This is a genomic window from Candidatus Levibacter sp. Uisw_134_01, assembly GCF_047717795.1.
In the GTDB taxonomy this organism is placed as follows: Bacteria; Pseudomonadota; Alphaproteobacteria; order Puniceispirillales; family Marisalimonadaceae; genus Marisalimonas.
Window position 1 is genome coordinate 336,335 of the sequence record NZ_CP159808.1, and the last position, 25,161, is coordinate 361,495.

Here is a 25,161-nt window from a genome sequence, read left to right on the forward strand (position 1 = left end):
AAAATATTATTATTTTTTTTTAAATTTACTTTTATAATTTTCGTTTGGCGCTGCCATTAAACCTAATTCTCTCTGTTGTAGTTTTTTAATTTCATCTCTAATTTTTGCAGCTTCTTCAAACTCTAAGTTACTTGCAGCATTTTCCATTTCTGATTGAAGTTCGTCTATAGATTGTTTAATAGTCTTTCCAACTTTTTGGGAACTCTTACTTTTTTCATCTTCATTGTTGTCGTTTAATTCTGCTAATATATCAGATATTTTACTAATTACAGATTTAGGAATTATGTTATGTTTTTTGTTATAACTAATTTGTTTTTCTCTTCTTCTATTTGTCTCGTCAATTGCGTATTGCATTGACCCGGTAATAGTATCTGCATACAATATTACTTGGCCTTCAACATGTCTTGCTGCTCTTCCAATAGTTTGTATTAACGATGTTTTTGATCTAAGAAACCCCTCTTTATCAGCATCAAGAATTGCTACAAGAGCGCATTCAGGTATGTCTAGACCCTCTCTTAAGAGATTTATACCAATTAATGCATCAAATAAACCTAGGCGTAAATCTCTTATTATTTCTATGCGCTCAAGTGTATCTACATCAGAATGAATATATCTTACTTTCAACCCTGCCTCAAACATATACTCACTCAATGCCTCAGCCATTTTTTTTGTAAGGGTAGTTATTAAAACTCTATTCCCTTTTTTTGATTGTAATTTTGTTTCATGAATAAGATCGTCAACTTGAGTTTTTGTTGGCTTAATAATTATTTCAGGATCTATTAACCCAGTAGGCCTAACTGATTGTTCTACAAAAACCCCACTTGTTTTATTTAATTCCCATTCACCAGGAGTTGCAGAAACATGTATAGTTTGTGGCCTAAAAGCCTCCCACTCTTCAAATTTTAGTGGACGATTATCCATACACGATGGGAGCCTAAAACCATACTCAGATAATGTTGATTTTCTTCTAAAGTCACCCTTGTACATTGCGCCTATTTGACTAACTGTTACATGGCTTTCATCTGTAAATACTAGAGCATCATTAGGTAAATATTCAAAAAGTGTTGGTGGTGGTTCTCCAGGATTTCTTCCCGATAAATATCTACTGTAATTTTCTATTCCTGGACAAGTGCCGGCGGCTTGCATCATTTCAATGTCAAAATTAGTTCGTTGCTCTAATCTTTGTGCTTCAACAAGCTTGTTATTTTGGTATAAGATATTTAAATGCTTTTTAAGCTCTTCCTTAATAGATTTAATTGCTTGGTTTATAGTTGGTTTAGGAGTGACATAATGAGAGTTGGCATAAATTTTTATTGACTTTAACTTTGATAACTTTTCTCCTGTTAAAGCATCTACTTCAAATATATTCTCAATTTCATCTCCAAATAATGTAATTTTCCAGGCCACGGTTTCTAAGTGAGCAGGAAAAATTTCTACTATGTCACCTCTAACTCTAAATGTACCTCTTACAAAAGACATATCATTTCTTGTATATTGTAACTCAGTAAATTGTCTTAACAATTTTTGACGAGAGATTTCTTGTCGCTCTTCTAATTTAATTGTCATTTGTGAGTATGTTTCAACGGATCCTATTCCATAAATGCATGAAACAGATGCAACTATAATTACATCTTTTCTTTCTAATAAAGCTCTAGTTGCTGAGTGTCTCATTCTATCAATTTGATCATTTATACTAGATTCTTTTTCTATATATGTATCTGATCGCGGAACATATGCTTCAGGTTGGTAGTAGTCATAGTAAGAAACAAAATATTCAACAGCATTGTTAGGAAAAAAATCCTTCATTTCTCCATATAACTGAGCTGCAAGCGTTTTATTAGGCGCCATAAGTAAAGATGGTCTGTTTAATGAATTTATAACATGAGCCATAGTAAAGGTTTTTCCAGAACCGGTAACGCCAAGTAATACTTGATCCTTGTCATTTTTTTCAATTCCTGAGATTAATTCTTTAATGGCATAGGGTTGGTCACCGGTAGGAGTAAAACTAGATTCTAATGAAAATATAGATTTAGAAGTATTTGATAATTTATAGTTTAATTTTGCTAATTCATTCATTTTTTATCTATATATGCCTAATAAAGTGTTAAAGAATTAATCTATATCAAAAAATAATCTATTAACTAATAAAAAAGATTTTTAACTAGACTAATTTGTAGTAAATCTTAATTAGATTTTAAATTTAAGTTTGGAGTTATGTTATGCCTTTTATTTCTGACAATTTAAATAGAATAAAACCTTCTGCAACAATGGTTATAACAGCTAAAGCAGCACAATTAAAAAGAGAAGGAAAAGATGTTATAGGATTGTCAGCAGGAGAACCAGATTTTGATACACCGGATCATGTAAAAGAAGCAGCTATTGAGGCTATAAAAAAAGGTTACACTAAATATACTAATGTAGAGGGGATCCCTGAACTTAGGCAAGCTATAGTGGATAAGTTCAAAAAAGATAATAATTTAGATTATATAATAAATGATGTTATTGTTGGAACTGGTGGAAAGCAAATTTTGTATAATGCTCTAATCAGCTCAATAAATATTAATGATGAAGTTATTATTCCAGCACCATACTGGGTTTCATACCCAGACATGACATTATTAGCTGGTGGAACCCCAGTCATTGTAAGTTGTTCTGATGACACAGGTTTTAAGCTTACAGCTGAAGCGCTAAAAAAAGTTATAACAAATAAAAGTAAGTGGCTAATTTTAAATAGCCCATCAAATCCAACAGGTGCTTGCTATTCTAAGGATGAACTTAATGCTATTGCTGAAGTAGTTAGACAACATAAAAACTTGTATGTGATGACAGACGATATTTATGAATACATTGTATATGATAATTTTAAATTTCATACCTTTGCACAGGTAGCGCCTGATTTAAAAGATCGAACCTTAACTGTAAACGGTGTATCTAAAAGTCATTGTATGACGGGTTGGAGAATTGGTTATGCGGTAGGACCATCAATATTAATTAAAGCTATGATAAAAATACAAGGTCAATCAACTTCTAATGCGTCTTCTATTTCACAATATGCAGCCTTAGCAGGAATAGGTGGCAGTAATGATTTTTTAAAACCTTGTTTGCAGGCTTTTGACGAGAGAAGAATATATGTTTTTAATAGACTTAATAATATTCCAGGAATAAGTTGTATACTTCCAGAAGGGGCGTTTTATGCATATCCTAATGTCTCTGGATTAATTGGAAAAAAAACATCTAAAGGGATAACTTTAAGTAATGATACAGAAATAGTTGAATGGCTCTTAGAAACAGGAGAAGTTGCAGCTGTACCAGGCGTTGCCTTTGGATTGGAGCCTTTCTTTAGAGTGTCATACGCAACAAGTTTAAAACTTTTAAAAGATGCGATGGATAGAATTGAAAGATCGGTTTCTAGTCTAGCATGATCTTTGTTGAGGTACTATATGTCTAATATAATAAAAAAAAAATATGGGATTTAAAAGATTTTCAGACTACGCCAGAACATATTTTTAAATCACGAAGACAAGCTCTAAAAAAATTGGCTGGAGGTTCAATTGCCCTTGCTGGTCTTACTTCATTTCCTAGTTCTGTCTTTGGAAACGCTAACTCTTTTTATCCACCTGTAAGTAATACTCTCTATAAGGTAAATAGAGAAATAACCGAAGAAAAACTAGCTACTACTTACACAAATTTTTATGAATTTGGTTCTAGTAAAAATATTTGGAGAAGAGCTGCATTTCTCAAAACTAAGCCATGGATGTTGACAATCGATGGGTTAGTAAAAAAACCAGTAACTATTGATATAAGTGATTTATTAAAAAAAGTTGGTGGAATAGAGGAACGCGTCTATAGATTTAGATGTGTCGAGGCATGGTCAATGACTGTTCCTTGGTCTGGTTTTCCTTTAAAAAATATTTTGTCTTTTGTTGAACCTAAGACTAGTGCAAAATTTTTGAGGTTTGAAACCTTTTTTGACCCTGATGTAGCACCAGGTCAAAAACAAAATTGGTATCCTTGGCCTTATGTGGAAGGTATAACTATCGATGAAGCGAAAAATGATTTAAGTTTTCTTGCTACAGGTATTTATGGTAAAGAATTGCCAAATCAAAATGGTGCCCCTTGCCGATTAGTTCTTCCTTGGAAATATGGGTTTAAATCAATAAAATCTATAGTAAAAATAAGCTTTGTAGATAAAAAACCTCAGGGTATGTGGGAAAGAATTGCTCCTTTAGAATACGGTTTTTGGGCTAATGTAAATCCAAACGTCCCTCACCCTAGATGGTCCCAGTCTACAGAGCAGCAATTAGGTGTTGATAATAGAGTTCCAACTATGATTTATAACGGCTATGGTTCAGAAGTTGCAAGCATGTATAATGCGCTTCAGCCAACTTTAAAGAACAGTCTTTTTAGATAATGTTAGGTTAAGTTTTTTATGAAAAATCAACCTAAACCAGTTAATACTCACTTTAATTTAGGTAAAGATTTTTTTGATGTTGCCACTCAAGCTCAATTCCCTGATCATATTTTAAGGTTTAGAAATAACAGATCAGCTCAAATTATTGGTTTGGACAATCTTTCTGACGAAGAATGGATAGATTATTTTGGAAAGTTTAATAGGTATCCTGGAGTTGTCCATGCTCCATTAGCATTAAAATATCATGGACATCAATTTGGGCATTACAATTCAGATTTAGGAGACGGTAGAGGTTTCTTATTAGCACAATTTTTAGATAAGAATAAAGTTTTATGGGATTTAGGGACTAAGGGATCTGGTCAAACTAATTTTAGTAGAGGAGGGGATGGAAGATTAACTCTAAAAGGTGCCGTTAGAGAACTATTGGCAACAGAATTTTTATCAGCCTTAGGTGTTCCAACAAGCCAAACTTTATCTATTATTGAAACAGGCGAAAATCTTGAAAGGAATGATGAACCATCTCCTACAAGATCTGCTGCTTTAGTTAGGCGGAGTAATAGTCATATTAGAATAGGTACCTTTCAAAGATTAGCGTATTTCAATGAAAACGAAAATATAGAAAAGTTACTGAGACATGTAACGAAAAACTACTTTTTTTTTAAAAAACATAATGCATCTTCGTGCAGTTTAGCAGAGGATTTCTTTTTAGAATCTGTAAAAAGAATAGCAAGCTCAATGGGACGCATTATTGTTTCAGGATTTGTACATGGTGTTTTAAATACAGATAATTTTAATATTACTGGTGAGGTTTTTGATTATGGACCATGGAGGTTTATTGAATATGCAAGTCCCAGTTTTACTGCTGCTTATTTTGATCATAATGGACGTTATTCTTTTGGCAATCAACCTGAAGCTGCTTTATGGGCGTTAACTCAGTTAGGAAAAAGTTTAAAAGAGTTTATAAGTGAAGAAAGAATTATTGAAATTTTAAATGAATTTTCTAAAAATTTTCATTTATCTCTCAAAAGACATTTTTGTTGGAGGTTGGATATTAAAGATATTAATTCAAATGACCTAAATAAAATCATGCACATCTTATTAAATGAGAGTGAAAAAAATAAAATTGATTATGGTTCTTTTTTTTATGATTTTTATGGTGGTAGCGACAGCATAATTGATTGTCTTAAAAGTTCTTATGGTAGTAAATACAAAGTTAAACAATTTTTGTTAGTAACGGATATTTTAAAAAGCAACACTTCATTTAATGGTAGTTCAGAAAAAAAACATATGTTAGATCAAAACCGAGAAAATTTATTAATAAATGAAGTTGAAAAGATATGGGAACAAATTTCTTTGCACGATAATTGGAATGTACTTGAAGACAAAATTCAAAGACTTAGGGCTCTTGGTAATATATTAGAGTCTAAAAAAGTCATTTATTTTTAAAATTGTTTTTTCATTTGTGTGTAAATTGTTCTTATTATAATTAAACAATTTACCTTCAAATTTCTTAATGATTCCTAAATCTTTAAGATTATTTAAAAAATTTAAAATTTTACCGTTTTCTTGAGGAAAAAACGAAACAAATAGAGGTGTTGAAATAGTTGCCATTTCTGATACCATGCTTACGCTATCGCTTGTAACTATTAAGTATTGCGCTTTTTGAAGAATATTAGGATATGGGTTTTTACTATTAAATGTATAAAACTTAAAATCATTTAATTTTTTGGAAAAAATTGACCTCAATATTTTTTCAGCTTTTATTCCTGTGCGTCTAGAAGTAGAAATTATTAACTTCGCGTTTAATAAATTCGAAGCTTTAACTGCTTTGATACCTAAATCATAATAATCAATACTTTTAGGATTATATCTTTTATTACGACCACCTACCATTAAAAAAATTATAGGTTTTTCTGTAGTTAAATTTTTTTTATTTTTAATTTCATGATTTAAAAAAAAAGATAATGCACCTTTAGTTTGGATTATATTTTTACCTGTTATTGCGTCATGTTCAGGTATTAGTAAAAGGTCAAACTGATTTCTTGATATTTTTGGGTTTTGAATATGAATTGTTTTAATTTTATTTTTAAAAAAAAATCTTATTGCTATTGAAATCCCTGCCATTCTTTTACCAGTTGTTATAACAAATTTAGGTAAAGGTTTTTGATTTAGTTCTTTTAGAATATTAGAGGTTAATAAAAACTTTCCAATTAGAGGAATTTTTCTTAATAAATATGGAGGATTATAATTTATCAATTCGTAATCATAACCTAGTAATTTTGCAACAGCTAAAGATTGATTTTCCATACCTTTAGTTCCATCACTTATAACCCACGTGTTAATTTTGGTAGACTTTGTCAAATTTTTCTTAACTCTTTTAAAAATTAACAGTTTTTGCATTCATTGAAATAAAATTGCAATTATGTGCTAATTATATTAATAATCTTACATTATTTATATTTTATTATTAACATAAAGAAATATAGACAAAATGAAAACTCAAAAAACAAAGTTAGATAAAATAGACTTGCAAATACTAAGTGAGTTACAGTTAAATGGAAGAATAAGTAACGTAGAATTAGCAAACCTAGTGAATATTTCACCACCTTCTTGTCTAAGAAGAGTAAAAGTATTAGAAGACACAAATTTTGTTAAAGGTTATAATGCAGAAATAAACGCAGAACTTCTTAATTTCAAAGTAACTGTATTTGCATATGTTGGCCTTGAAAGTCAAGCTGAGAAAGACCTTCAAATTTTTGAAAACTATATTTCTGTCTTTCCTGAGGTAAGGGAATGCCATATGCTTATGGGAGAAGTAGATTTTCTTTTAAAAATTGTAGCTAAGGATTGGGATGATTTTCAAAAGTTCTTAACTGCTAAACTTACTCAGGCCCCAAAGATAAGTAATGTTAAAACGTCTTTAAACATTAGAAGTACAAAAAGCCTGCCAGGAATACCTTTTGAAGCTATAATTTAATTACTTCTATTGATATTATTTCATAATTTTTAGAACCACTAGGAGTTTTAACCTCAACGGAAGAACCTTTTTCTTTGCCTATTAATGCTTTTGCAATTGGAGATGCAATTGAAATTAGGCCTAATTCAAGGTTAGCTTCATATGGGCCTACTATTTGGTAATCTGTTTCTTGATCTGTTTCTTCATCTACAATTTTAACTTTAGTGCCAAAAGTGATCGTTTTACCGGATAATTTATTTAAATCTATAACTTCAGCTCTACTCACAACATCTTCAAGTTCTGTTATTCTGCCTTCTATAAATGATTGTTTTTCCTTAGCAGCATGGTATTCTGCATTTTCTTTTAAATCGCCATGTTCCCTGGCAGTTGAAATAGCTTTAATAACTGCTGGTCTTTCCTCTTTTTTCAGATTATTTAACTCAGATTTTATATTTTCCAATCCAGGTAATGTGAAGGGTATTTTATCCATTGTAATATCCATTAAATCAAACTAAAGAAAATTATAATATAAAAAATCCAATTATTCAAAATATGATTGAATAGATTTAACGTTTATGGATTTATCAATTATAGATTTTATTGCTAATGAAGCTGCGTTAGCACCTTGTAAGGTTGTATAATACGGTATTTTGTTTAAAAGTGCTGTTTGTCTTAAGGAAAAACTATCTTTAATAGAGGTCACTCCTTCAGATGTATTAATAACAAGTTGTATATCATTTGAAAGCATCGCATCTACTATGTTTGGCCTGCCTTCAACAACTTTTTTAATATACTTAGCTTTTATTTTGTTATTATTCAAAGTTTCAGCGCTTCCTGAAGTGGCGCATATTGTAAACCCTAAATCAACAAGCTTTTTTGCAATAGGAATTATTTTTTGTTTATCATCGTCTTTTACCGAAATAAACACTTCTCCTTTTTTGGGTAGGTTTATATTTGCTCCAAGTTGGCTTTTAGCAAAAGCTTCTCCAAACGTCGAACCTATACCCATAACTTCACCAGTTGATTTCATTTCAGGCCCAAGAATGACATCTGTACCTGGAAATCGGGCAAATGGAAAAACTGCTTCTTTTACTGCTATATGACTTGTTTTGGGCTCAATGAGATTAAAATTTGATAATTTTTCACCAACCATTATTTTAGAAGCAATTTTAGCTAGAGGAATGCCAATAGACTTAGCTACAAAAGGTATAGTCCTGCTTCCTCGAGGATTAACTTCTAGAATAAAAATATTCTTATTTTGAATTGCAAATTGAATATTAATAAAACCAATTACATTCAGAGATTTTGCAAGCTTTTTTGTTTGTATAACGATTTCATCTATTATTTCTTTGCTTAATGTTTGAGGTGGAAGGGCACAAGCTGAATCACCAGAATGAATGCCGGCCTCTTCTATATGTTCCATTATTCCAGCTATATAAGTATCAGTTCCATCTGATAAGGCATCTACGTCAACTTCAAGTGCGTTCTTTAAAAAACTATCTATTAAGACTGGATTATTACCAGACACTCTTACTGCATCATTAATGTATTTTTGTAATTGGTCGTGATTATGAACTATTTCCATAGCTCGGCCTCCAATTACATAACTTGGTCTTATAACTATTGGAAAACCAATTTCATCTGCAATTTTATTAGCTTCAACTTTGCTGCTGGCAACACCATTTAAGGGTTGGTTCAATTCTAAAGTCTGTAAAAGTTTTTTAAATTTTTCTCTGTCTTCTGCTAAGTCAATAGCATCAACTGTTGTTCCTAAAATTTTTAATCCTGCTTTTTCCAAACTAGATGCTATTTTAAGAGGTGTTTGTCCTCCTAACTGAACAATTGCTCCTATCACTTCACCATTCTGATTTTCTTTTTCAAAGATAGAAAAAACGTCTTCATGTGTAAGAGGCTCAAAGTATAATTTATCTGAAGTATCATAATCAGTTGAAACTGTCTCAGGATTACAGTTAATCATGATAGTTTCAAAATTACTTTCTGTTAAACTATATGCAGCATGTACACAGCAATAATCAAACTCTATTCCTTGACCTATCCTATTTGGTCCTCCTCCTAAAATAATCACTTTCTTTTTATTTGAGGGTTGAACCTCACATTCGTTAATATCACTTTGTTCATAAGAACTATAAAGATAGGCTGTTTCAGAAGAAAATTCAGCTGCGCAAGTATCAACTCTCTTATAACTTGGAAAAACTTTATATTTATGTTTCAGTTTAACTATTTCATCTTCATTAGTTTGGATGAGTTCAGAAATACGTTTGTCTGAAAAGCCCATAGATTTTAAGTTGCGTAAAGCAGGTTCATCTATTTTAAATGTTTTATCTTTGAACAATTCTTCAACTTTTACAATTCCATAAATTTGACTCAAAAACCATTTGTCCCATTTAGTTATGCTTGATACCTCTTCTATAGAGATGTTATTTCTAAAAGCAGTGGCAATTCTCAAGATTCTTTCAGGTACTTGTTCTGCTAACCATCCAGCTATATTGTCCTTGCCATCTGTCTGTTCCATTTGAGTTGGAAAATGGACATCGTTCAAGCCTGATAAACCAGTTTCCAAAGAGCGCAATACTTTTTGAAGAGATTCTTGAAAAGATCGTCCAATGGCCATTGCTTCACCAACTGATTTCATTGATGTTGATAAAAAATTATTGCTTCCAGGAAATTTTTCAAATGTAAAACGAGGCATTTTAGTTACAACATAATCAATAGTTGGTTCAAAACTAGCAGGAGTAGATTTAGTAATATCATTTTGTAATTCATCTAAACTATAACCAATTGCTAATTTTGCTGCAATTTTTGCTATTGGAAAACCAGTTGCTTTTGAAGCCAGTGCAGAAGATCTACTTACTCTTGGGTTCATCTCAATTACTATTAAGCGGCCGTCATTAGGGTTTAGTGCAAATTGTACGTTTGAACCACCTGTATCAACACCAATTTCTCGAAGAACTGCAATACTTGCATTTCTCATTTTTTGATATTCTTTATCAGTTAAAGTTAGGGCAGGTGCTACAGTTATAGAATCTCCAGTATGAACACCCATTGGATCGACATTTTCAATTGAACAAATAATTATACAGTTATCTGAATGATCTCTTACAACCTCCATTTCAAATTCTTTCCAACCAAGCAGAGATTCCTCTATTAATACTTCAGTATTTGGAGAAAGTTTAAGTCCATTGGATACTATCTCTAAAAATTCTTCATTATTGTAAGCAATACCTCCTCCTTCTCCGCCAAGAGTGAAAGATGGTCTAATAATGGCCGGAAGTCCAACATACTCTAACGCTAATTCTGCATCTTCAAGATTTTTGGCAATTTTAGCTTTTGCAGATTCTAGACCAATTTTGTTCATACATTCTTTGAATAACTCTCTATCTTCTGCCTTGTTAATGGACTCAGGTTTAGCTCCTATAATTTCAATGTTATATTTGTCAAGAATTCCAGAATGGAACAATTCTAGAGTTGCATTCAGAGCAGTTTGTCCTCCCATAGTTGGAAGGATAGCATCAGGTTTTTCGATTTTGATAATTTTTTCTATAACATTTTTTTCAATAGGTTCTATGTATGTTGAATCTGCCATCATAGGGTCTGTCATAATAGTAGCTGGATTAGAATTAATTAATATTACTCTAATGCCCTCTTCTTTAAGAGCTTTACATGCTTGAGCTCCTGAATAGTCAAATTCACACGCTTGACCTATTATAATTGGACCAGCACCAATAATCAGTATGGACTTTATATCACTACGTTTTGGCATTTTTTTTTGAATCTTTAATAAGGTTTAAAAATTGTTCAAATAGATATGACGATTCTGTTGGGCCCGGGGAAGCTTCAGGATGATATTGAACTGAAAAAAAGGGAAATTCTTTATGTTTAAGTCCCTCTATTGATTTATCAAAAAGAGAAATATGAGTTACTTTTAGGCATTCAGGAAGAGATTTGAATACAATTTCATAACCATGGTTTTGACTAGTAATTTCAACTTTATTATTAATTAAATTTTTAACGGGATGATTTGCTCCACGGTGACCCTGCGGCATTTTACTAGTCTTTGCTCCAAATGATAAACCAAATAATTGATGACCTATGCATATTCCGAAAACAGGTAATTTTAACTTAAATAATGATTGAAGAAGGTTTCTGCATTTCTTTTCAGTTGCGGACGGATCACCGGGTCCATTTGACAGAAAAATACCATCAGGTTTAAGTTTTTTTATATCTTCAATTTGAGTGTCTTCTGGCAATACTGTTATTTCTGCATTTATATTAACAAGGTGGCGGAGTATATTTTGTTTAACTCCAAAATCAATTACAACAATTTTAGGTTTAAAATTTTTATTTAAAGAATGTTGAGTAGAAATAAAATGATGAAGATTTTCATTAAAATGGTATTGATTTTTAGTTGTTACTAAAGATGAGAGGTTTAAACCATTCATACTTGGATGTTTTCTTAATTTTTCTTTTAAGTGATTTATATTAAATATACCATCCTTATTATAACTCAGTAAGGCGTTACAAGTCTCATGTTTTTGCATGGTTTTTGTTAATAATCTTGTATCAATCCCTGAAATTCCAGGTACATCAATCTCTCCGAGCCATTCATTAAAATCTTTCTCAGAACGCCAATTAGACGGTTTTGTGGGATGTTGTCTAACTATGATTCCAGCTATAGATTTAATATTGCTTTCATTGTCAAAATTATTTGTGCCAATATTACCAATATGTGGGAAAGTAAAAGTAATAATTTGATTCGTATAAGATGGATCTGTAATTATTTCTTGATAACCTGTGAGTGAAGTATTAAAGCAAATTTCTCCAATGCTTGTCTTTTTTGATCCAAACGATCTTCCAAAAAATACATTTCCATCATTTAAAATCAGTATGGAATCAAGAACCTTAATTTTGTTAATTTCGTCTAACTCAAAAGGAATATATCCTTCATCATGAAGGCTATTTTTTCTGTTCGGTTCTTTCATTCTATACCTTATTAGTATAACTCAACTAAGAGTATTTGAATTACTACTTATGATAATTTAAAGTATAATAACAAAATATTATCTATACTTTATATTACCAGTTTAATTAGTTTGTATTAGGGTCTTCGTCAATAAAATTTAATACTATTTGCCATTAGTTCGTATTGATTTATAAAATGATTCCTATTGTTAAAGGGCACAGGATTAAACTATAAGAAGGATTTATGAATGACTATTAGGGAAAATATTTCTAAATTGCTGAAAGAAGCAATGATAAACAAAGATATTACATTAACAAACACTCTCAGACTTATACTAGCTGCAGTTAAAGACAAGGATATAAGCGCTAGAAGCAAAAGTAATTCTGAAGGCATAAATGAAACAGAAATTATTTCACTTCTTCAAAATATGATTAAACAAAGAAATGCTTCTATAGAAATGTATATTCAAGGTAAAAGAAACGATCTTGTTAAGATTGAAGAAGATGAAATTAAAATAATATCTAATTTCTTGCCAGAGCAATTGTCAGAAAATGAAATAAATGACATTATTACTAATTCAATTAGATCAAGTGGAGCAAAATCCATTAAAGACATGGGTAAAGTTATTAATTTAATTAAAGACGAATATAATGGTAAAATGGATTTTGGGGTTGTTAGTAAAATTATTAAAGCAAAGCTTCTTAATTTATAAATATATAGACAAAATTATTATTAAATAAGAATAGAAAATGGACTTAAAAGAAGAAATTAAGAGTGTAATCAAGCTTTCTGATTTAATAAAAAAAAATATACCTTTAAAACAACGTGATAAATCTAATTTTATTGCTTTATGTCCATTTCATAAAGAAAAAACTCCTTCGTTTAATATTTCAGATGATAAAGGGTTTTATCATTGCTTTGGATGTGGAAAAAACGGGGATATTTTTACATATGTAATGGAAATGGAAAATATTGGGTTCATAGATGCATTAAAAATCTTAGCAGATTTAGCAGGAATTAATTATTCCAACTCAAATTTTACTCCCAACCCAAAAGAAACAAATCTTCATAATCTTTTAAAAAGAGTTTCTCAATCATACATCCAAAACCTAAATGCGCCAATTGGTGAGCCCGCAAGAAAATACTTAACTCAAAGAAATATTGATAATTTGATTATACAAAATTTTTTAATTGGTTATTCCGGCAATCTTAAGTCAAATAAATATTTAGTATCTTGCTTGATAAAAGAAGGTTTCACTTTGGATGATATCATTAATGTTGGATTAGCTAAAAAAAATCAAAATAATGACTTAATTTTTTATTTTAATGAAAGAATTATGTTTCCTATATTGAATCATATAGGAAAGGTTGTCGCTTTTGGGGGAAGGGTATTAGATTCAGGAAACCCAAAATATTTAAACTCTCCAGAAACACATTTATTTCATAAAGGTAGCCAGCTTTTTGGAGTTTTTAACGCTAAAAAGCTTTTAAATAAAAAAAGGTTTATAGTTTGCGAAGGATATATGGATAGTATCGCCTTAAATAAGTTTGGATATCCCTCCTTGGCATCTTTAGGCACTTCTATGACTACTCAGCAAATAGAAAATATTTTCAATCTAACAGATGAAGCTTTTTTAGTTTTTGACGGAGATAATGCTGGAAAAATTGCAACTTTTAGGGTTTTTGAAAAATATCTACCAATGTTAAAGATAAATAAAAGATTAAAATTTGTATTTCTTCCAAAGGATCTTGATCCTGAAGATTTTATAAATAAATATGGTATAGAAGAATTTGAAAATATATTAGACAAAGCGATAGGTGTTATTGATTTAATTTGGATGGAAGGTTTAAAATTAGTTAGAGAAAATGAACCAGAAACAAATGTTATGTTTTGGAATTATGTGAGAGAAAAAGTTAAAAGCATTGAGGATATAAATATTAAATTAGCATTCAAAGATGAGATTGAGAGAAGGATTAAAGTTTTCAGAGGTCAAACTGGAGATAATTTTAAAAAAACATTAGGCAGAAATTACATAAGTTCAAAATTATCTTTTTCAAAAATAAAACTTCCAAAAACAGGAGTTGAAATTAAGATTGGTGCTATTATATATATGATGTTATTATACCCAAAAATATGTATAGCTTATGATGAAAATATATCGTTATTAGATTTTAAAAAAGATGATCTCAACATATTAAAGGACTTAATATTAAAATCAGCTTCAAATAATCCAAACATAAGTTCAAAAGATTTGAAACAGGAAGTTATAAATAAAGGTTTTGATACCCAAATATCTAAATTAATGAAAAGTAATTACCCCTCTAGGCTAAACTTAGATGAAAAAAATTTAAGTTTTGAGAATGTGAATAAAACTTTTAAAGAATTATTAAATCTGATAGGTAATAATTCTGTTTAATGATCTATATTAAATCCAAGGTAAATAATATATGTTAGCTAAAGATCAAAATAAAAAAAACGATCAAAAATCAATGACTGATAGCCCAGTTTTAGATTTAAACAACTCTGCAATAAAGTCTTTGATTAAAAAAGGTAAGGTAAATGGTTTCGTCACTCTCGACGAATTAAATGCGGCTCTGCCACCAGGAGAGTACTCTTCTGAACAAATAGAAGATATTCATTCAGCTATAAGTGAAATGGGCTTTAATATAGTTGATCAACAAGAAGAAACAACTTCCGAAGATAATGAGGATAGAACAGCTGGAAATCTATCTGATGAGGAAGGTGCTCGATCTGATGATCCAGTTAGAATGTATCTTCGGGAAATGGGCACAGTCGAGCTTTTATCAAGAGAAGGTGAAATTTCTATTGCTAAAAGAATTGAAGCCGGAAAAGAGTTGATGATTGGTGGTGTTTATGAATCGCCTCTTGCTATGAGAGCTTTTCTTAAATGGAGAGACGAAATAGATGACGGTACAATGCTATTAAGAGATGTAATAGATCTTGAAACTACTTACGCTCGTATTAACGGGGGTGCTAATGAGCCTATTATTAATAGTTATAATAATAAGGATCTTAAATTAAATAAAATTGAGAACGATACAAATGATTTATCAATAGGCACAAAAATTACAAACGATAACCAAGAAGTTAAAAGTAATTTAGAAAACGAAAATGAAAATGAAGACGAAGATGAAGATGAAGACGAGAATGATGAAGATATAAACTTGTCATTAGTTGCAATGGAAGCCGAAATTAAAGAACAAACTTTGGGTATGATTGATAAAGTTGCAAAGTCATTTAAAGAGATTTTAACTCTTAGTGATAGAAGAATAGCAAGGATGAGAAAAGCAGAACCTTTAGTAAGCAGATCTGAAAAAAGATTGCTAGAACTTAAAGTTATTCTTATTGAGCAAATGGAAAAAATATACCTTAACCATAACAGACAAGAAGAATTAATAGACCAAATGTATGGTCTAAATAAGCAGATATCGTCTATTGAGGGTAACTTACTAAGGATGGCTGAGAATTGTGGGGTTAAACGAAAAGTTTTTATTAGCAGTTGGGTTGGAAATGAAATTAACCATAATTGGGCTATTAACCCAGGTAAATCTAAAAGTTGGGAAAAGTTTACTAGTGAATACAATGATGAAATTATTGGTATTTGTGATCAAGTTTTTGACTTTGTCAATAACGTCAATATGCCAGTCCAAGAGTATAAAAAGTTAGTACAAATTGTTCAAAGAGGAGAGCGTGAAGCTGCAAGAGCAAAAAAAGAAATGGTTGAAGCTAATTTAAGGTTAGTTATTTCTATCGCAAAAAAATACACAAATAGAGGGCTACAGTTTTTAGATCTAATTCAAGAAGGGAATATAGGTTTGATGAAGGCCGTAGACAAATTTGAATATAGAAGAGGTTATAAATTCTCAACATACGCAACATGGTGGATTAGACAGGCAATAACAAGATCTATTGCAGATCAAGCTAGAACCATAAGAATACCTGTTCATATGATTGAAACCATAAACAAACTAGTTAGAACTTCACGACAAATGCTTCATGAAATTGGTAGGGAGCCGACCCCAGAAGAATTATCTGAAAAAATATCAATGCCACTTGATAAAGTTAGGAAAGTTTTAAAGATAGCTAAAGAACCAATTTCTTTAGAGACGCCTGTTGGAGACGAAGATGATAGTCATTTAGGAGATTTTATAGAAGACAAGATGGCTGTTCAGCCTCTTGAAGCAGCAATTCACGCAAATCTAAGAGAAACAACCACAAGAATTTTAGCTAGTTTAACTCCAAGAGAAGAGAGAGTTTTAAGAATGCGCTTTGGGATTGGGATGAATACTGATCATACACTTGAAGAAGTCGGTCAGCAATTTAGTGTTACCAGAGAGAGAATTAGACAAATAGAAGCTAAAGCTTTAAGAAAATTAAAACATCCATCAAGATCTAGGAAACTAAGATCCTTTCTAGAAAATTAATTTTTCAGAATATTAAAACTTAATCTTTAATTCTTATTCTTTACATAGTTCGTTTGTCCTTGTATAAGTTGCGTGTTTTGGATAATTTTTATTCATAATATTTAGGCCTGTAGCTCAACTGGTTAGAGCCCTCCGCTCATAACGGAGTGGTTGGGGGTTCAAGTCCCTCCAGGCCTACCATTTATCTTTAAATCTTTTCTTTAATATTTTGCAGTTTAAATTTTAAATTTGTATCATAATTCTAAAAATATTATTTTTATTGAGGTTATGATGAGAAAAAAAAAATATAGTGAGTTGAGAAGCTCTAGATGGTTTTCACCAGACGATGTTAGATCTTTTGGTCATAGATCTAGAGCAATGCAAATGGGATTAAGTAAAGAGGACTGGGAAGATAAGCCATTAATAGGTATAATTAACACTTGGTCTGACATTCAGCCTTGTCATACACATTTTAAACAAAGAGTTGAAGATGTTAAAAAAGGTGTCTATCAATCGGGAGGATTTCCAGTAGAGCTTCCTGCTATATCTCTCGCAGAAATGTACGTTAAGCCCACTACTATGCTCTATAGAAATATGCTTTCAATGGAAGTTGAGGAATTGATCCGGTCACATCCAATTGATGGTGTTGTCTTAATGGGAGGTTGTGACAAGACTGCTCCTGCTTTAACAATGGGGGCAATAAGTGTAGGTTTGCCGATGATTTTTTTACCAGCTGGTCCCATGTTAAGAGGTAATTATAAGGGTAAGTATTTAGGAAGTGGATCGGATGGCTGGAAATATTGGGATGAATTAAGGGCAGGTAACATAAGTAATAAAGACTGGCAAGATGTAGAGGCAGGAATTGCCAGATCATACGGACACTGCATGACTATGGGAACAGCTAGTACAATGACAGCAATAACAGAAGCTATGGGTTTATCTTTACCGGGGGCAAGCTCTATTCCAGCAGCAGATTCAAATCATATAAGAATGTCCACAAATGTAGGAAGAAGAATTGTAGACATGGTTTGGGAAGACTTAACTCCTTCTAAAATTGTAACTGAAAAATCAGTTGATAATGCTGTTACTGTTGCCATGGCAATGGGTTGTTCTACAAACGCTATTATTCATTTGATTGCCATGGCAAGGCGGGCAGGAATAAATTTAACAATGGATAATTTAGATAAAAAAGGTAGGGAAATACCGCTTATTGCGAATATTAGGCCTTCGGGAAAGAATTATTTAATGGAAGACTTTTTTTATGCAGGCGGTATTTTAGCTTTGATGCACGAACTTACTGCAAAACTTAATTTGGATGAAGTAACTGTTTCAGGTTTAAGTTTAAGGGAACTGATTTCCAAAACAAAAACTATTAATGACGATATAATTCGTCCATTAAATAATCCAATTTATGAAGAAGGTTCTCTAGCTGTTTTAAAAGGTAACTTAGCTCCTGATGGTTGTGTTATTAAGCCAGCAGCATGTGATAAGAAATTTTTTAAACATAAAGGTCCGGCTATTGTTTTCAATAGTTACCCAGAAATGAAAGCTATTATTGATAGAGAAGATTTTGATGTAACAGAAGATCATGTTTTAGTTTTAAGAAATGTTGGGCCAGTTGGAGGCCCAGGTATGCCTGAATGGGGAATGATGCCTATTCCCCAAAAGCTTCTTAAAAAAGGAGTTAGGGATATGGTCAGGATATCAGATGCTAGAATGAGTGGTACGAGTTATGGAGCTTGCATCCTCCATGTTGCGCCTGAAAGCTATATTGGAGGACCTTTATCTTTATTAGAAACAGGTGATATTATTGAACTTGATGTAAATTTAAGATCTATTAATATGTTAGTTGATGAAAAAACTTTATCCTTAAGAAAAAAAGAATTTAAAGCTATGGAACCTAAAGCAGGTAGAGGTTGGTTATGGATGTATAGTAATCATGTAACGCAAGCTAACAATGGCTGTGATTTTGATTTTTTGGAAACCAATTTTGGAACATCGGCTAAAGAGCCAGACATATTTTAGAGAGATTACATGTTACTTGATCATATAAAAAAAGTTTATTTAAAAGCAAGTGTCGCGACAATATGTACAGCCTTATTTAAACGAGGGTTAAAAAACCAATTTATCCAAGATCTCAGTCCTCTTAACTCAAATCTCTCAAATATGGTAGGATTTGCTTACACAGTAAGATATATCCCTGCTAGAGAAGATCTAAATACATTAGAGGTTTTCAAAAATCCTAAACATCCTCAGCGGGTTGCGATAGAAGAATGTCCAAAAGATCATGTTTTAATATTTGATAGTCGTAAAGACCCAAGAGCCGCTTCAGCTGGTGCTATTTTAATAACTAGATTAATGGTTAAAGGGTGTGCAGGAGTTGTAACAGACGGTGGGTTCAGAGACTCTGATGAGATAAAGAAGCTTCAGATACCTACCTATCATAATAGACCCTCATCTCCTACTAATCTTACCTTACATCAAGCAATAGATATTAACGTTCCTATTGGGTGTGGAGATGTTGCTGTATGGCCTGGAGATTTGCTAGTAGGTGATAAAGAAGGAGTGGTAGTAATACCTGCTAATATTATAGATGAAATTGCCAATGAGGTAAACCCTATGACTCTTTATGAAGATTATGTAATCGACAGGGTTAGGAATGGATCATCAATAAAAGGTTTATACCCACTTACTGACAAAAATGAAAAAAAATTGTACGAAAAGTGGTTGAAGAGTAACTCTAAAGAGAATTAATTTACTTATCCGGAGACATTTGAAATATGAAAAAAATTATAACAGATAAAGAAAATACCAAGGCAATAATTTTAAATGAAAATGATAATATTGTTATAGCATTAGAAAATATGAATGCAGGACAATACTTAAAACAATTTGCTTTAAAAATAGATGCTCCAATATTATCGGGTCAAAAAATTGCAAAAATTGATATATCAGAAAATTCACCAATATATAAATATGGAACAATTATAGGTTTTGCAGACTCAAATATTTTAAAAGGTCAAGTTTTAACTAATTCTAATGTTATATTCAAAGAATTTATTAGAGAGCATGATTATTGTGCTAAGTACCAGCCTACAAGATTTGTTAATGCTTCAAGTGAAAGATCATTTATGGGTTTTAAAAGGGATGACGGTAGAGTTGGTACTAGAAACTATATAGCTGTTGTTTCAACAGTTAATTGTTCAGCAACGGTTGTGCATGAGATAGCTGCTTATTTTACTAATGAAAAGCTCAAAAATTATTCTAATATTGATGGTGTGGCGGCATTTAGTCATTCTACTGGATGCGGTATGGAATTATCTGGTGAGCCTATGAATTTACTCCATAGGACGCTTGGAGGTTATATAAACCATCCAAACGTTGCCTCATCTCTTGTTGTTGGACTTGGATGTGAGAGATGCCAAGTAGGTGGATTGTTTCAAAGTCAGGGTATAGCGGAGACTAACAAATTGAGAACGTTAGTTATGCAAGAAAATGGTGGAACAACAGCCACAATAAAAGCTGGAATTAAATGTATTGAAGGAATGTTAGAGGAAGCAAATAAAATTGAAAGAATTGCAACGCCTCTTTCCTCTTTAATGGTTGGATTGCAATGTGGTGGCTCAGATGCATTCTCTTCTTTGTCTGCTAATCCTGCTTTAGGAAAAGCAGTTGATATATTAGTAGCTCATGGAGGCACAGCAATTTTATCTGAAACGCCTGAAATTTATGGTGTGGAAAACAGTCTAACCGCAAGAGCTATTAACAGTAATGTTGCTGAAAAATTAATGAACAGAGTCAACTGGTGGAAAGATATATATTCTGTTGGTAGGGATGTTCAAATTAATGGTACGGTAAGTCCAGGTAATCAAAAAGGAGGATTAGCAAATATTTTAGAAAAGTCATTAGGTTCTGCCATGAAGGGTGGAACGACTGGATTGATGGAAGTTTATAATTATGCTGAAAAAGTAGATAAAAAAGGATTTGTTTTTATGGACACACCTGGTTTTGATCCAGTCTCTGCTACTGGACAAATTGCAGGGGGTGCAAATATCATTGCTTTTACTACTGGAAGAGGATCATGTTTTGGTGCAAAACCAACACCATCTATTAAACTTGCAACTAACTCAAATTTATATGAAAGAATGAATGAAGACATGGATATTAACTGCGGTGCAGTAATTGACGGTGAAAAAAATATAGAAGAAATGGGAAAAGAAATTTTTGAAGAATTTATTTCTTTTGCTTCTGGAAAGAAAACAAAAAGTGAAATTTTAAATTTGGGTAGACATGAATTTGCACCTTGGCAAATTGGCATTACAGGTTAAATGTGCTTATAATATTGTAAAATAAAAACTCTTGTTGATGACGCTAATGAAGATTTTCTATTTATATCTATTTCAGAAATTAAACTTTGAATAGAACTTTTTTCATTTTCCGCAATTTTATATAATGCTTCCCAAAACTCTATTTCTAAAGATAAAGATGTTCGATGTTTTTTTAGTGTAATTGACTTCTTAATTAGCATTTAATTTACCAAATTTAATTCAAACAGACTAACTATTTCAACGTGGGGGCTGAACAGAAATTGATCAATTGGCTGTACCCATTTTAATTGATAATTATTTTCAATTAATATCTTTGCATCTCTTACAAAAGTATTAATATTACAAGAAATGCTTATTACAATAGGTACTTTAGAAAGTGTAATATTTAAAAATTGTGATCTTGCGCCTGATCTTGGTGGATCAATAATTATGGCATTGAATTTTTTCAATTCTTCTGATGTTAGAGGGTTACTTTTCAAGTTTCTAGACTGTGAAATTACCTTATTTCCATAACCTAGTCTTTTGCTAGCAATATTGATAGCATTAATTGATTCATTATCTATTTCATAGGCATTTATTTTGTAACCCTTGGAAAGTAAAGGTATTGTAATAGTTCCACATCCAGAAAAAAGCTCGCAAACTAATTTCTTTTTATTTATTTTTTCTAATCCCTTTATCACAGTTTTTATGATTGCATTTTCACCGTCGATAGTTGCTTGTAGAAAGCTTCCAGGAGGGGGAAAAATTTTTGATGAATATACATGATTAGATAAACTTGTATTTTCTTTGACAAAAAGTAAATCATTGGGTTGATTTAATTGGGATCGATTAAGCCTAATGACGTTTGTTTTCATCATATATTCATTAAACTTCGTTAATTCTTTATAAGGTATTTTATCAATTCCATCTATTAAAAGGTCAATCCCATGATCTAAAACGTTAGCATGAATATTTATTGTTTGCCCAACTCTTAGTATTTTAGAAATTGGAGCTTTTATTTCTTTTATTAAATTAGTAAGTTGATCGTCAAGTATTATGCATTTATCAATTTCTGAAATAAAATGGCTCTTATACTCGTAAAAACCAATAATTGTGCCTAATTTAGTTTTTTTAGCGACAAACTTTGCATGCCGGCGACTTTTTAGGGAAGAAACTAACATTTTTTTAATCTCTCCATCGGAAGAAATTGTCTTTATTTGAGAAGATACTTTTTTGGATTTCCAACTATTATAATTTTTAAAATTCCAGTGCTGTAAGGTACAGCCACCACATTTAAAAAAATGCTTGCATTTAGGTTCAACTCTATCAGGTGATAGTTGTTTAAGTTCTATTAACTCTGCCCTTACACCTTCACTAGATAAGTAGGTGGGTTTAGCCAAAATTAGTTCATGAGGTAAAGAAAAAGGAACAAAAAAATTATAATTTTGTTCTTTATAATCAATTTCTGTAAAAAGCTTTGCTACACCCTCGCCTCTTGAACCTATATAATCAATAGTAAGAATTTGGGGATCAAAATTTTTTGATAATTTTTTCTCTTTGCTCATTTTAAAAGTTCGTTTGAACTTTGCCATATAACTTTAGCTCTTATATTCAAAGCATCTTTGACAATATGAAATGGAGAAAATTTTTGTAAGTATGGCCGTACGCTTAGTTTTTTATTATCTCGAGCACTAACTTCAAGATAGGCTAGAAAATATATTTTTTGATCATTTAATAAATAAAGACCTGGCTCTTCATAAGTGTTTAGATTTAAATTAATAATATTTGTTATTTTACATTGGTTAGTCACTAATTGAAAGAATAGTAAAAATTCTAATTTAGACAAATCTAAATTATATAAAAGGTGCCTTGAGAATGATATTGTTTGAATTTTTGATGGATCATCTTTTTCAATATTATGAATAGAAATTTGATCAGTTTCATTGGAATAATTCTTTAACCATTCAGGAGATAATTCCTCAACATTAATCTCAAGTATATTTGACAACTTATATCTATACTCTTCGGGGAGAATTTTAGGAGTGCCACGATGGAAATATTGTTGTAAATAAGCATCGTTTTTATTAAGAGCGCGTGAAAGTTCTCGAAGGTTATATTTTGTATTTTTAGTAATAAAAAATTTTAACTTTTCTCTTATATAATTATTTTTGTCTTCATATTCGTGCTGAATTTTTATCAAACTATCTTTCATAATTTAGCTCATTTAGATCTTTGAGTACTTTCGCTAGCTAAACCAATCAAATGTTCTTTAAATTGAGTATTTGGTAATTGTTCTAACGAAATTTTAGACTTTGAAACAAATTCTTGTGCTGTTAATTTACAATCTTCAAATATATTATATTTCTTAAAGATATTTAATGCTTCATCGAAGTCGCCAGTATATTGCTTTAACTCTCTTAAAGTTCTATCCCAAAATTTTTTTTCAGATGTATTACTCTTTTCCCAAGCTAAAATAATTGGAAGTGTAGTCTTACCTAATTTAAAGTCATCACCTAAATTTTTACCCATTTTGTTACTTTGGGAATTGAAATCCATAAGATCATCGACAATTTGAAACGCTAACCCTAAATTAAAACCATAATCATAAGCTGCCTTTTGTTGTGCCAAACTCCCATTTGCAACAATAATTCCACTTTCACAAGATGCTCCAAAAAGCTCAGCTGTTTTTTTTCCAATTACGTCAAAATATTCTACTTTAGTTGTATTAGGTTTATTTGCGATTTGCATTTGTTGAAATTCACCTTGTGTGATCTTGCATGAAGCGCTTGCTAAACTTGACAAAGCTCTAATAGAACCAGTCTCAACCATTAACTCGAAAGATTGAGCAAACAAAAAATCCCCTGCAAGAACACTAAATTCATTACCCCATATTATATTAGCTGTTTTTTTACCTCTTCTTAAATTTGATTGATCGACTACATCATCATGAAGTAATGTTGCAGTGTGAATAAACTCAACTGCAGCTGCTAGTAATATAGGGTTTTTTGACTTGTCATTTAGTTGGGTTGCCATTGCTAACGTCAGTAGTGGGCGTATTCTTTTTCCAGATGCATTAATTAGGTGTATTCCAATGTCGTTAATTAAGGGGATTGACTTATCTAGTCTATATATTATTTCTTGATCAACTTTCTTTAGAGTTACTTCCAGCAATTTATTTAATTGAAAAACGCTATCTTTATTTTTTTCTGATCTTGACATGTTATTTAAAAAAATCCCAAAAAAATTAATACTTATATTATAACTTGCAAATAATATATAATAAACCTTTATAAAATAATTATTTGAGAGTGGTATGGTACATTTAGATAAAACCACAGATACAATTTTAAGAGGTAAAATAACTATAACCCAGATGAAGCATGGTTATAGATATGGCTTTGATGCAGTATGTTTAGCTGCATTTGTAAATGGTTACTTGAGAAAAAATAAAAAAGATTTATCGTTGGCAGATGTCGGTTCAGGTGTTGGTACAATCAGTCTAATCTTAGCTCTAAAAAACAAAAATTTGAAAATTAGTTCAATAGAAAACAACGAAGAATTTATAGAAATTGCAAAAGAAAATGTTCTTAAAAATAAATTTCATAACTCTATTAAGACTGTTAACTATGATATTTTTAACATCAACAAAAATCTTAAAAATCATTTTGATATAGTCGTCTCCAATCCTCCATTTAACAACAAAAATAGTAATAAATCGAATAACAAATTTATAGATGTGGCTAAAAGAATTGTTGACTTAGAAAAATGGATGGAAGGCTGCGTTTACCTTCTTAAAGAAAAAGGAACACTTTGTATAATTCTTCCAACAAACATTTTGGATGTAGTGTTAGTTAGCCTTAGAGATAAAGCTGGATCTTTTAAAATATACCCTATTTGGCCAAATACAAAAAAATCTTCGAAAAGGATTATACTTTTGGCTAAAAAAGGTGGTATTAGCCCAACTGAATTGCTGCCTGGGTTGAAATTATATAATAATAAAGGTGTAGAAAGCAAAAAAGCAAGTTTATTAAGTGAAGAAGGTATTTTAAATTTTTATTAAACAATTTATTTAAGAAATTTC

Annotated in this window: 20 protein-coding genes and 1 tRNA gene; 12 read left to right on the forward strand and 9 right to left on the reverse strand. The window is 31.1% G+C overall.

Features of this window, described 5'->3' with window-relative positions; translation table 11 throughout:
* Positions 1 to 9: 9 nt before the first annotated feature.
* Positions 10 to 2,076 (reverse strand): excinuclease ABC subunit UvrB, encoded by a 2,067-nt coding sequence (gene uvrB / locus ABXT66_RS01855; RefSeq protein ID WP_443643968.1) that lies wholly within the window; start codon positions 2,074 to 2,076, stop codon positions 10 to 12.
* Positions 2,077 to 2,219: 143 nt separating this feature from the next.
* Between uvrB and ABXT66_RS01860 the strand changes: the two genes are divergently transcribed.
* The 3 genes from ABXT66_RS01860 to ABXT66_RS01870 are packed head-to-tail and all read left to right on the forward strand — an operon-like array spanning position 2,220 to position 5,857.
* Positions 2,220 to 3,422 (forward strand): pyridoxal phosphate-dependent aminotransferase, encoded by a 1,203-nt coding sequence (locus tag ABXT66_RS01860; RefSeq protein ID WP_443643969.1) that lies wholly within the window; start codon positions 2,220 to 2,222, stop codon positions 3,420 to 3,422.
* A 41-nt stretch (positions 3,423 to 3,463) separates the two neighbouring features.
* Positions 3,464 to 4,411 carry a protein-methionine-sulfoxide reductase catalytic subunit MsrP gene (msrP, locus tag ABXT66_RS01865; protein ID WP_443644714.1) on the forward strand — a complete coding sequence of 316 codons (948 nt, stop codon included), beginning with the start codon at positions 3,464 to 3,466 and terminating at the stop codon, positions 4,409 to 4,411.
* Positions 4,412 to 4,429: 18 nt separating this feature from the next.
* Entirely contained in the window at positions 4,430 to 5,857 is a 1,428-nt protein-coding gene (locus tag ABXT66_RS01870; RefSeq protein ID WP_443643970.1) for a protein adenylyltransferase SelO family protein, read from the forward strand.
* Here ABXT66_RS01870 and ABXT66_RS01875 read toward each other — a convergent pair.
* The gene (locus ABXT66_RS01875; protein ID WP_443643971.1) at positions 5,828 to 6,772 is read right to left on the reverse strand and encodes an ELM1/GtrOC1 family putative glycosyltransferase; all 945 of its coding nucleotides are present in this window, start codon (positions 6,770 to 6,772) and stop codon (positions 5,828 to 5,830) included. The genes ABXT66_RS01870 and ABXT66_RS01875 overlap by 30 nt on opposite strands.
* 130 nt (positions 6,773 to 6,902) lie before the next feature.
* On the opposite strand from ABXT66_RS01875, the gene ABXT66_RS01880 reads away from it, so the two are divergent.
* Positions 6,903 to 7,388: an Lrp/AsnC family transcriptional regulator gene (locus ABXT66_RS01880; protein ID WP_443643972.1), complete on the forward strand. Its 486-nt coding sequence runs from the start codon at positions 6,903 to 6,905 to the stop codon at positions 7,386 to 7,388.
* Here the strand turns inward: ABXT66_RS01880 and greA are convergent.
* From greA to carA, 3 genes are read right to left on the reverse strand one after another with little or no spacing between them, the layout of a single operon-like run.
* On the reverse strand, positions 7,378 to 7,857 hold the full coding sequence (gene greA, locus ABXT66_RS01885) for a transcription elongation factor GreA (protein ID WP_443643973.1): 480 nt from the start codon (positions 7,855 to 7,857) through the stop codon (positions 7,378 to 7,380). The genes ABXT66_RS01880 and greA overlap by 11 nt on opposite strands.
* 51 nt (positions 7,858 to 7,908) lie before the next feature.
* Positions 7,909 to 11,148 (reverse strand): carbamoyl-phosphate synthase large subunit, encoded by a 3,240-nt coding sequence (gene carB / locus ABXT66_RS01890; RefSeq protein WP_443643974.1) that lies wholly within the window; start codon positions 11,146 to 11,148, stop codon positions 7,909 to 7,911.
* On the reverse strand, positions 11,135 to 12,367 hold the full coding sequence (carA, locus tag ABXT66_RS01895; RefSeq protein WP_443643975.1) for a glutamine-hydrolyzing carbamoyl-phosphate synthase small subunit: 1,233 nt from the start codon (positions 12,365 to 12,367) through the stop codon (positions 11,135 to 11,137). The genes carB and carA overlap by 14 nt, the downstream gene beginning before the upstream one ends.
* A 228-nt stretch (positions 12,368 to 12,595) precedes the next feature.
* Between carA and ABXT66_RS01900 the strand changes: the two genes are divergently transcribed.
* From ABXT66_RS01900 to ABXT66_RS01930, 7 genes are all read left to right on the forward strand, one after another.
* Positions 12,596 to 13,060, forward strand: a complete 465-nt coding sequence (locus tag ABXT66_RS01900; protein ID WP_443643976.1) for a GatB/YqeY domain-containing protein — start codon at positions 12,596 to 12,598, stop codon at positions 13,058 to 13,060.
* A gap of 37 nt (positions 13,061 to 13,097) precedes the next feature.
* A complete protein-coding gene (gene dnaG, locus ABXT66_RS01905; protein WP_443643977.1) occupies positions 13,098 to 14,765 on the forward strand; it encodes a DNA primase in 1,668 nt (555 codons plus the stop codon).
* A 31-nt stretch (positions 14,766 to 14,796) separates the two neighbouring features.
* Entirely contained in the window at positions 14,797 to 16,794 is a 1,998-nt protein-coding gene (gene rpoD / locus ABXT66_RS01910; protein ID WP_443643978.1) for an RNA polymerase sigma factor RpoD, read from the forward strand.
* 103 nt (positions 16,795 to 16,897) lie between these two features.
* A tRNA-Ile gene (locus ABXT66_RS01915) sits at positions 16,898 to 16,974 on the forward strand.
* Between the two features lie 87 nt (positions 16,975 to 17,061).
* Complete coding sequence (gene araD / locus ABXT66_RS01920; RefSeq protein ID WP_443643979.1) at positions 17,062 to 18,798, forward strand: L-arabinonate dehydratase; 1,737 nt, start codon at positions 17,062 to 17,064, stop codon at positions 18,796 to 18,798.
* Positions 18,799 to 18,807: 9 nt separating this feature from the next.
* Positions 18,808 to 19,527 carry a ribonuclease activity regulator RraA gene (locus tag ABXT66_RS01925; protein WP_443643980.1) on the forward strand — a complete coding sequence of 240 codons (720 nt, stop codon included), beginning with the start codon at positions 18,808 to 18,810 and terminating at the stop codon, positions 19,525 to 19,527.
* 26 nt (positions 19,528 to 19,553) lie between these two features.
* Positions 19,554 to 21,101 (forward strand): UxaA family hydrolase, encoded by a 1,548-nt coding sequence (locus tag ABXT66_RS01930; RefSeq protein WP_443643981.1) that lies wholly within the window; start codon positions 19,554 to 19,556, stop codon positions 21,099 to 21,101.
* Here ABXT66_RS01930 and ABXT66_RS01935 read toward each other — a convergent pair.
* From ABXT66_RS01935 to ABXT66_RS01950, 4 genes are read right to left on the reverse strand one after another with little or no spacing between them, the layout of a single operon-like run.
* Positions 21,098 to 21,301, reverse strand: coding sequence for a ribbon-helix-helix domain-containing protein (locus ABXT66_RS01935; protein WP_443643982.1), 204 nt, complete (start codon positions 21,299 to 21,301; stop codon positions 21,098 to 21,100). The genes ABXT66_RS01930 and ABXT66_RS01935 overlap by 4 nt on opposite strands.
* Positions 21,302 to 22,672 carry a class I SAM-dependent RNA methyltransferase gene (locus ABXT66_RS01940; protein ID WP_443643983.1) on the reverse strand — a complete coding sequence of 457 codons (1,371 nt, stop codon included), beginning with the start codon at positions 22,670 to 22,672 and terminating at the stop codon, positions 21,302 to 21,304.
* The gene (locus tag ABXT66_RS01945) at positions 22,642 to 23,292 is read right to left on the reverse strand and encodes a hypothetical protein (protein ID WP_443643984.1); all 651 of its coding nucleotides are present in this window, start codon (positions 23,290 to 23,292) and stop codon (positions 22,642 to 22,644) included. Before ABXT66_RS01945 ends, ABXT66_RS01940 begins: the two co-directional genes overlap by 31 nt.
* 8 nt (positions 23,293 to 23,300) lie before the next feature.
* Complete coding sequence (locus ABXT66_RS01950; RefSeq protein ID WP_443643985.1) at positions 23,301 to 24,299, reverse strand: polyprenyl synthetase family protein; 999 nt, start codon at positions 24,297 to 24,299, stop codon at positions 23,301 to 23,303.
* Positions 24,300 to 24,393: 94 nt separating this feature from the next.
* Between ABXT66_RS01950 and ABXT66_RS01955 the strand changes: the two genes are divergently transcribed.
* On the forward strand, positions 24,394 to 25,140 hold the full coding sequence (locus ABXT66_RS01955) for a tRNA1(Val) (adenine(37)-N6)-methyltransferase (RefSeq protein ID WP_443643986.1): 747 nt from the start codon (positions 24,394 to 24,396) through the stop codon (positions 25,138 to 25,140).
* Positions 25,141 to 25,161 lie beyond the last annotated feature (21 nt).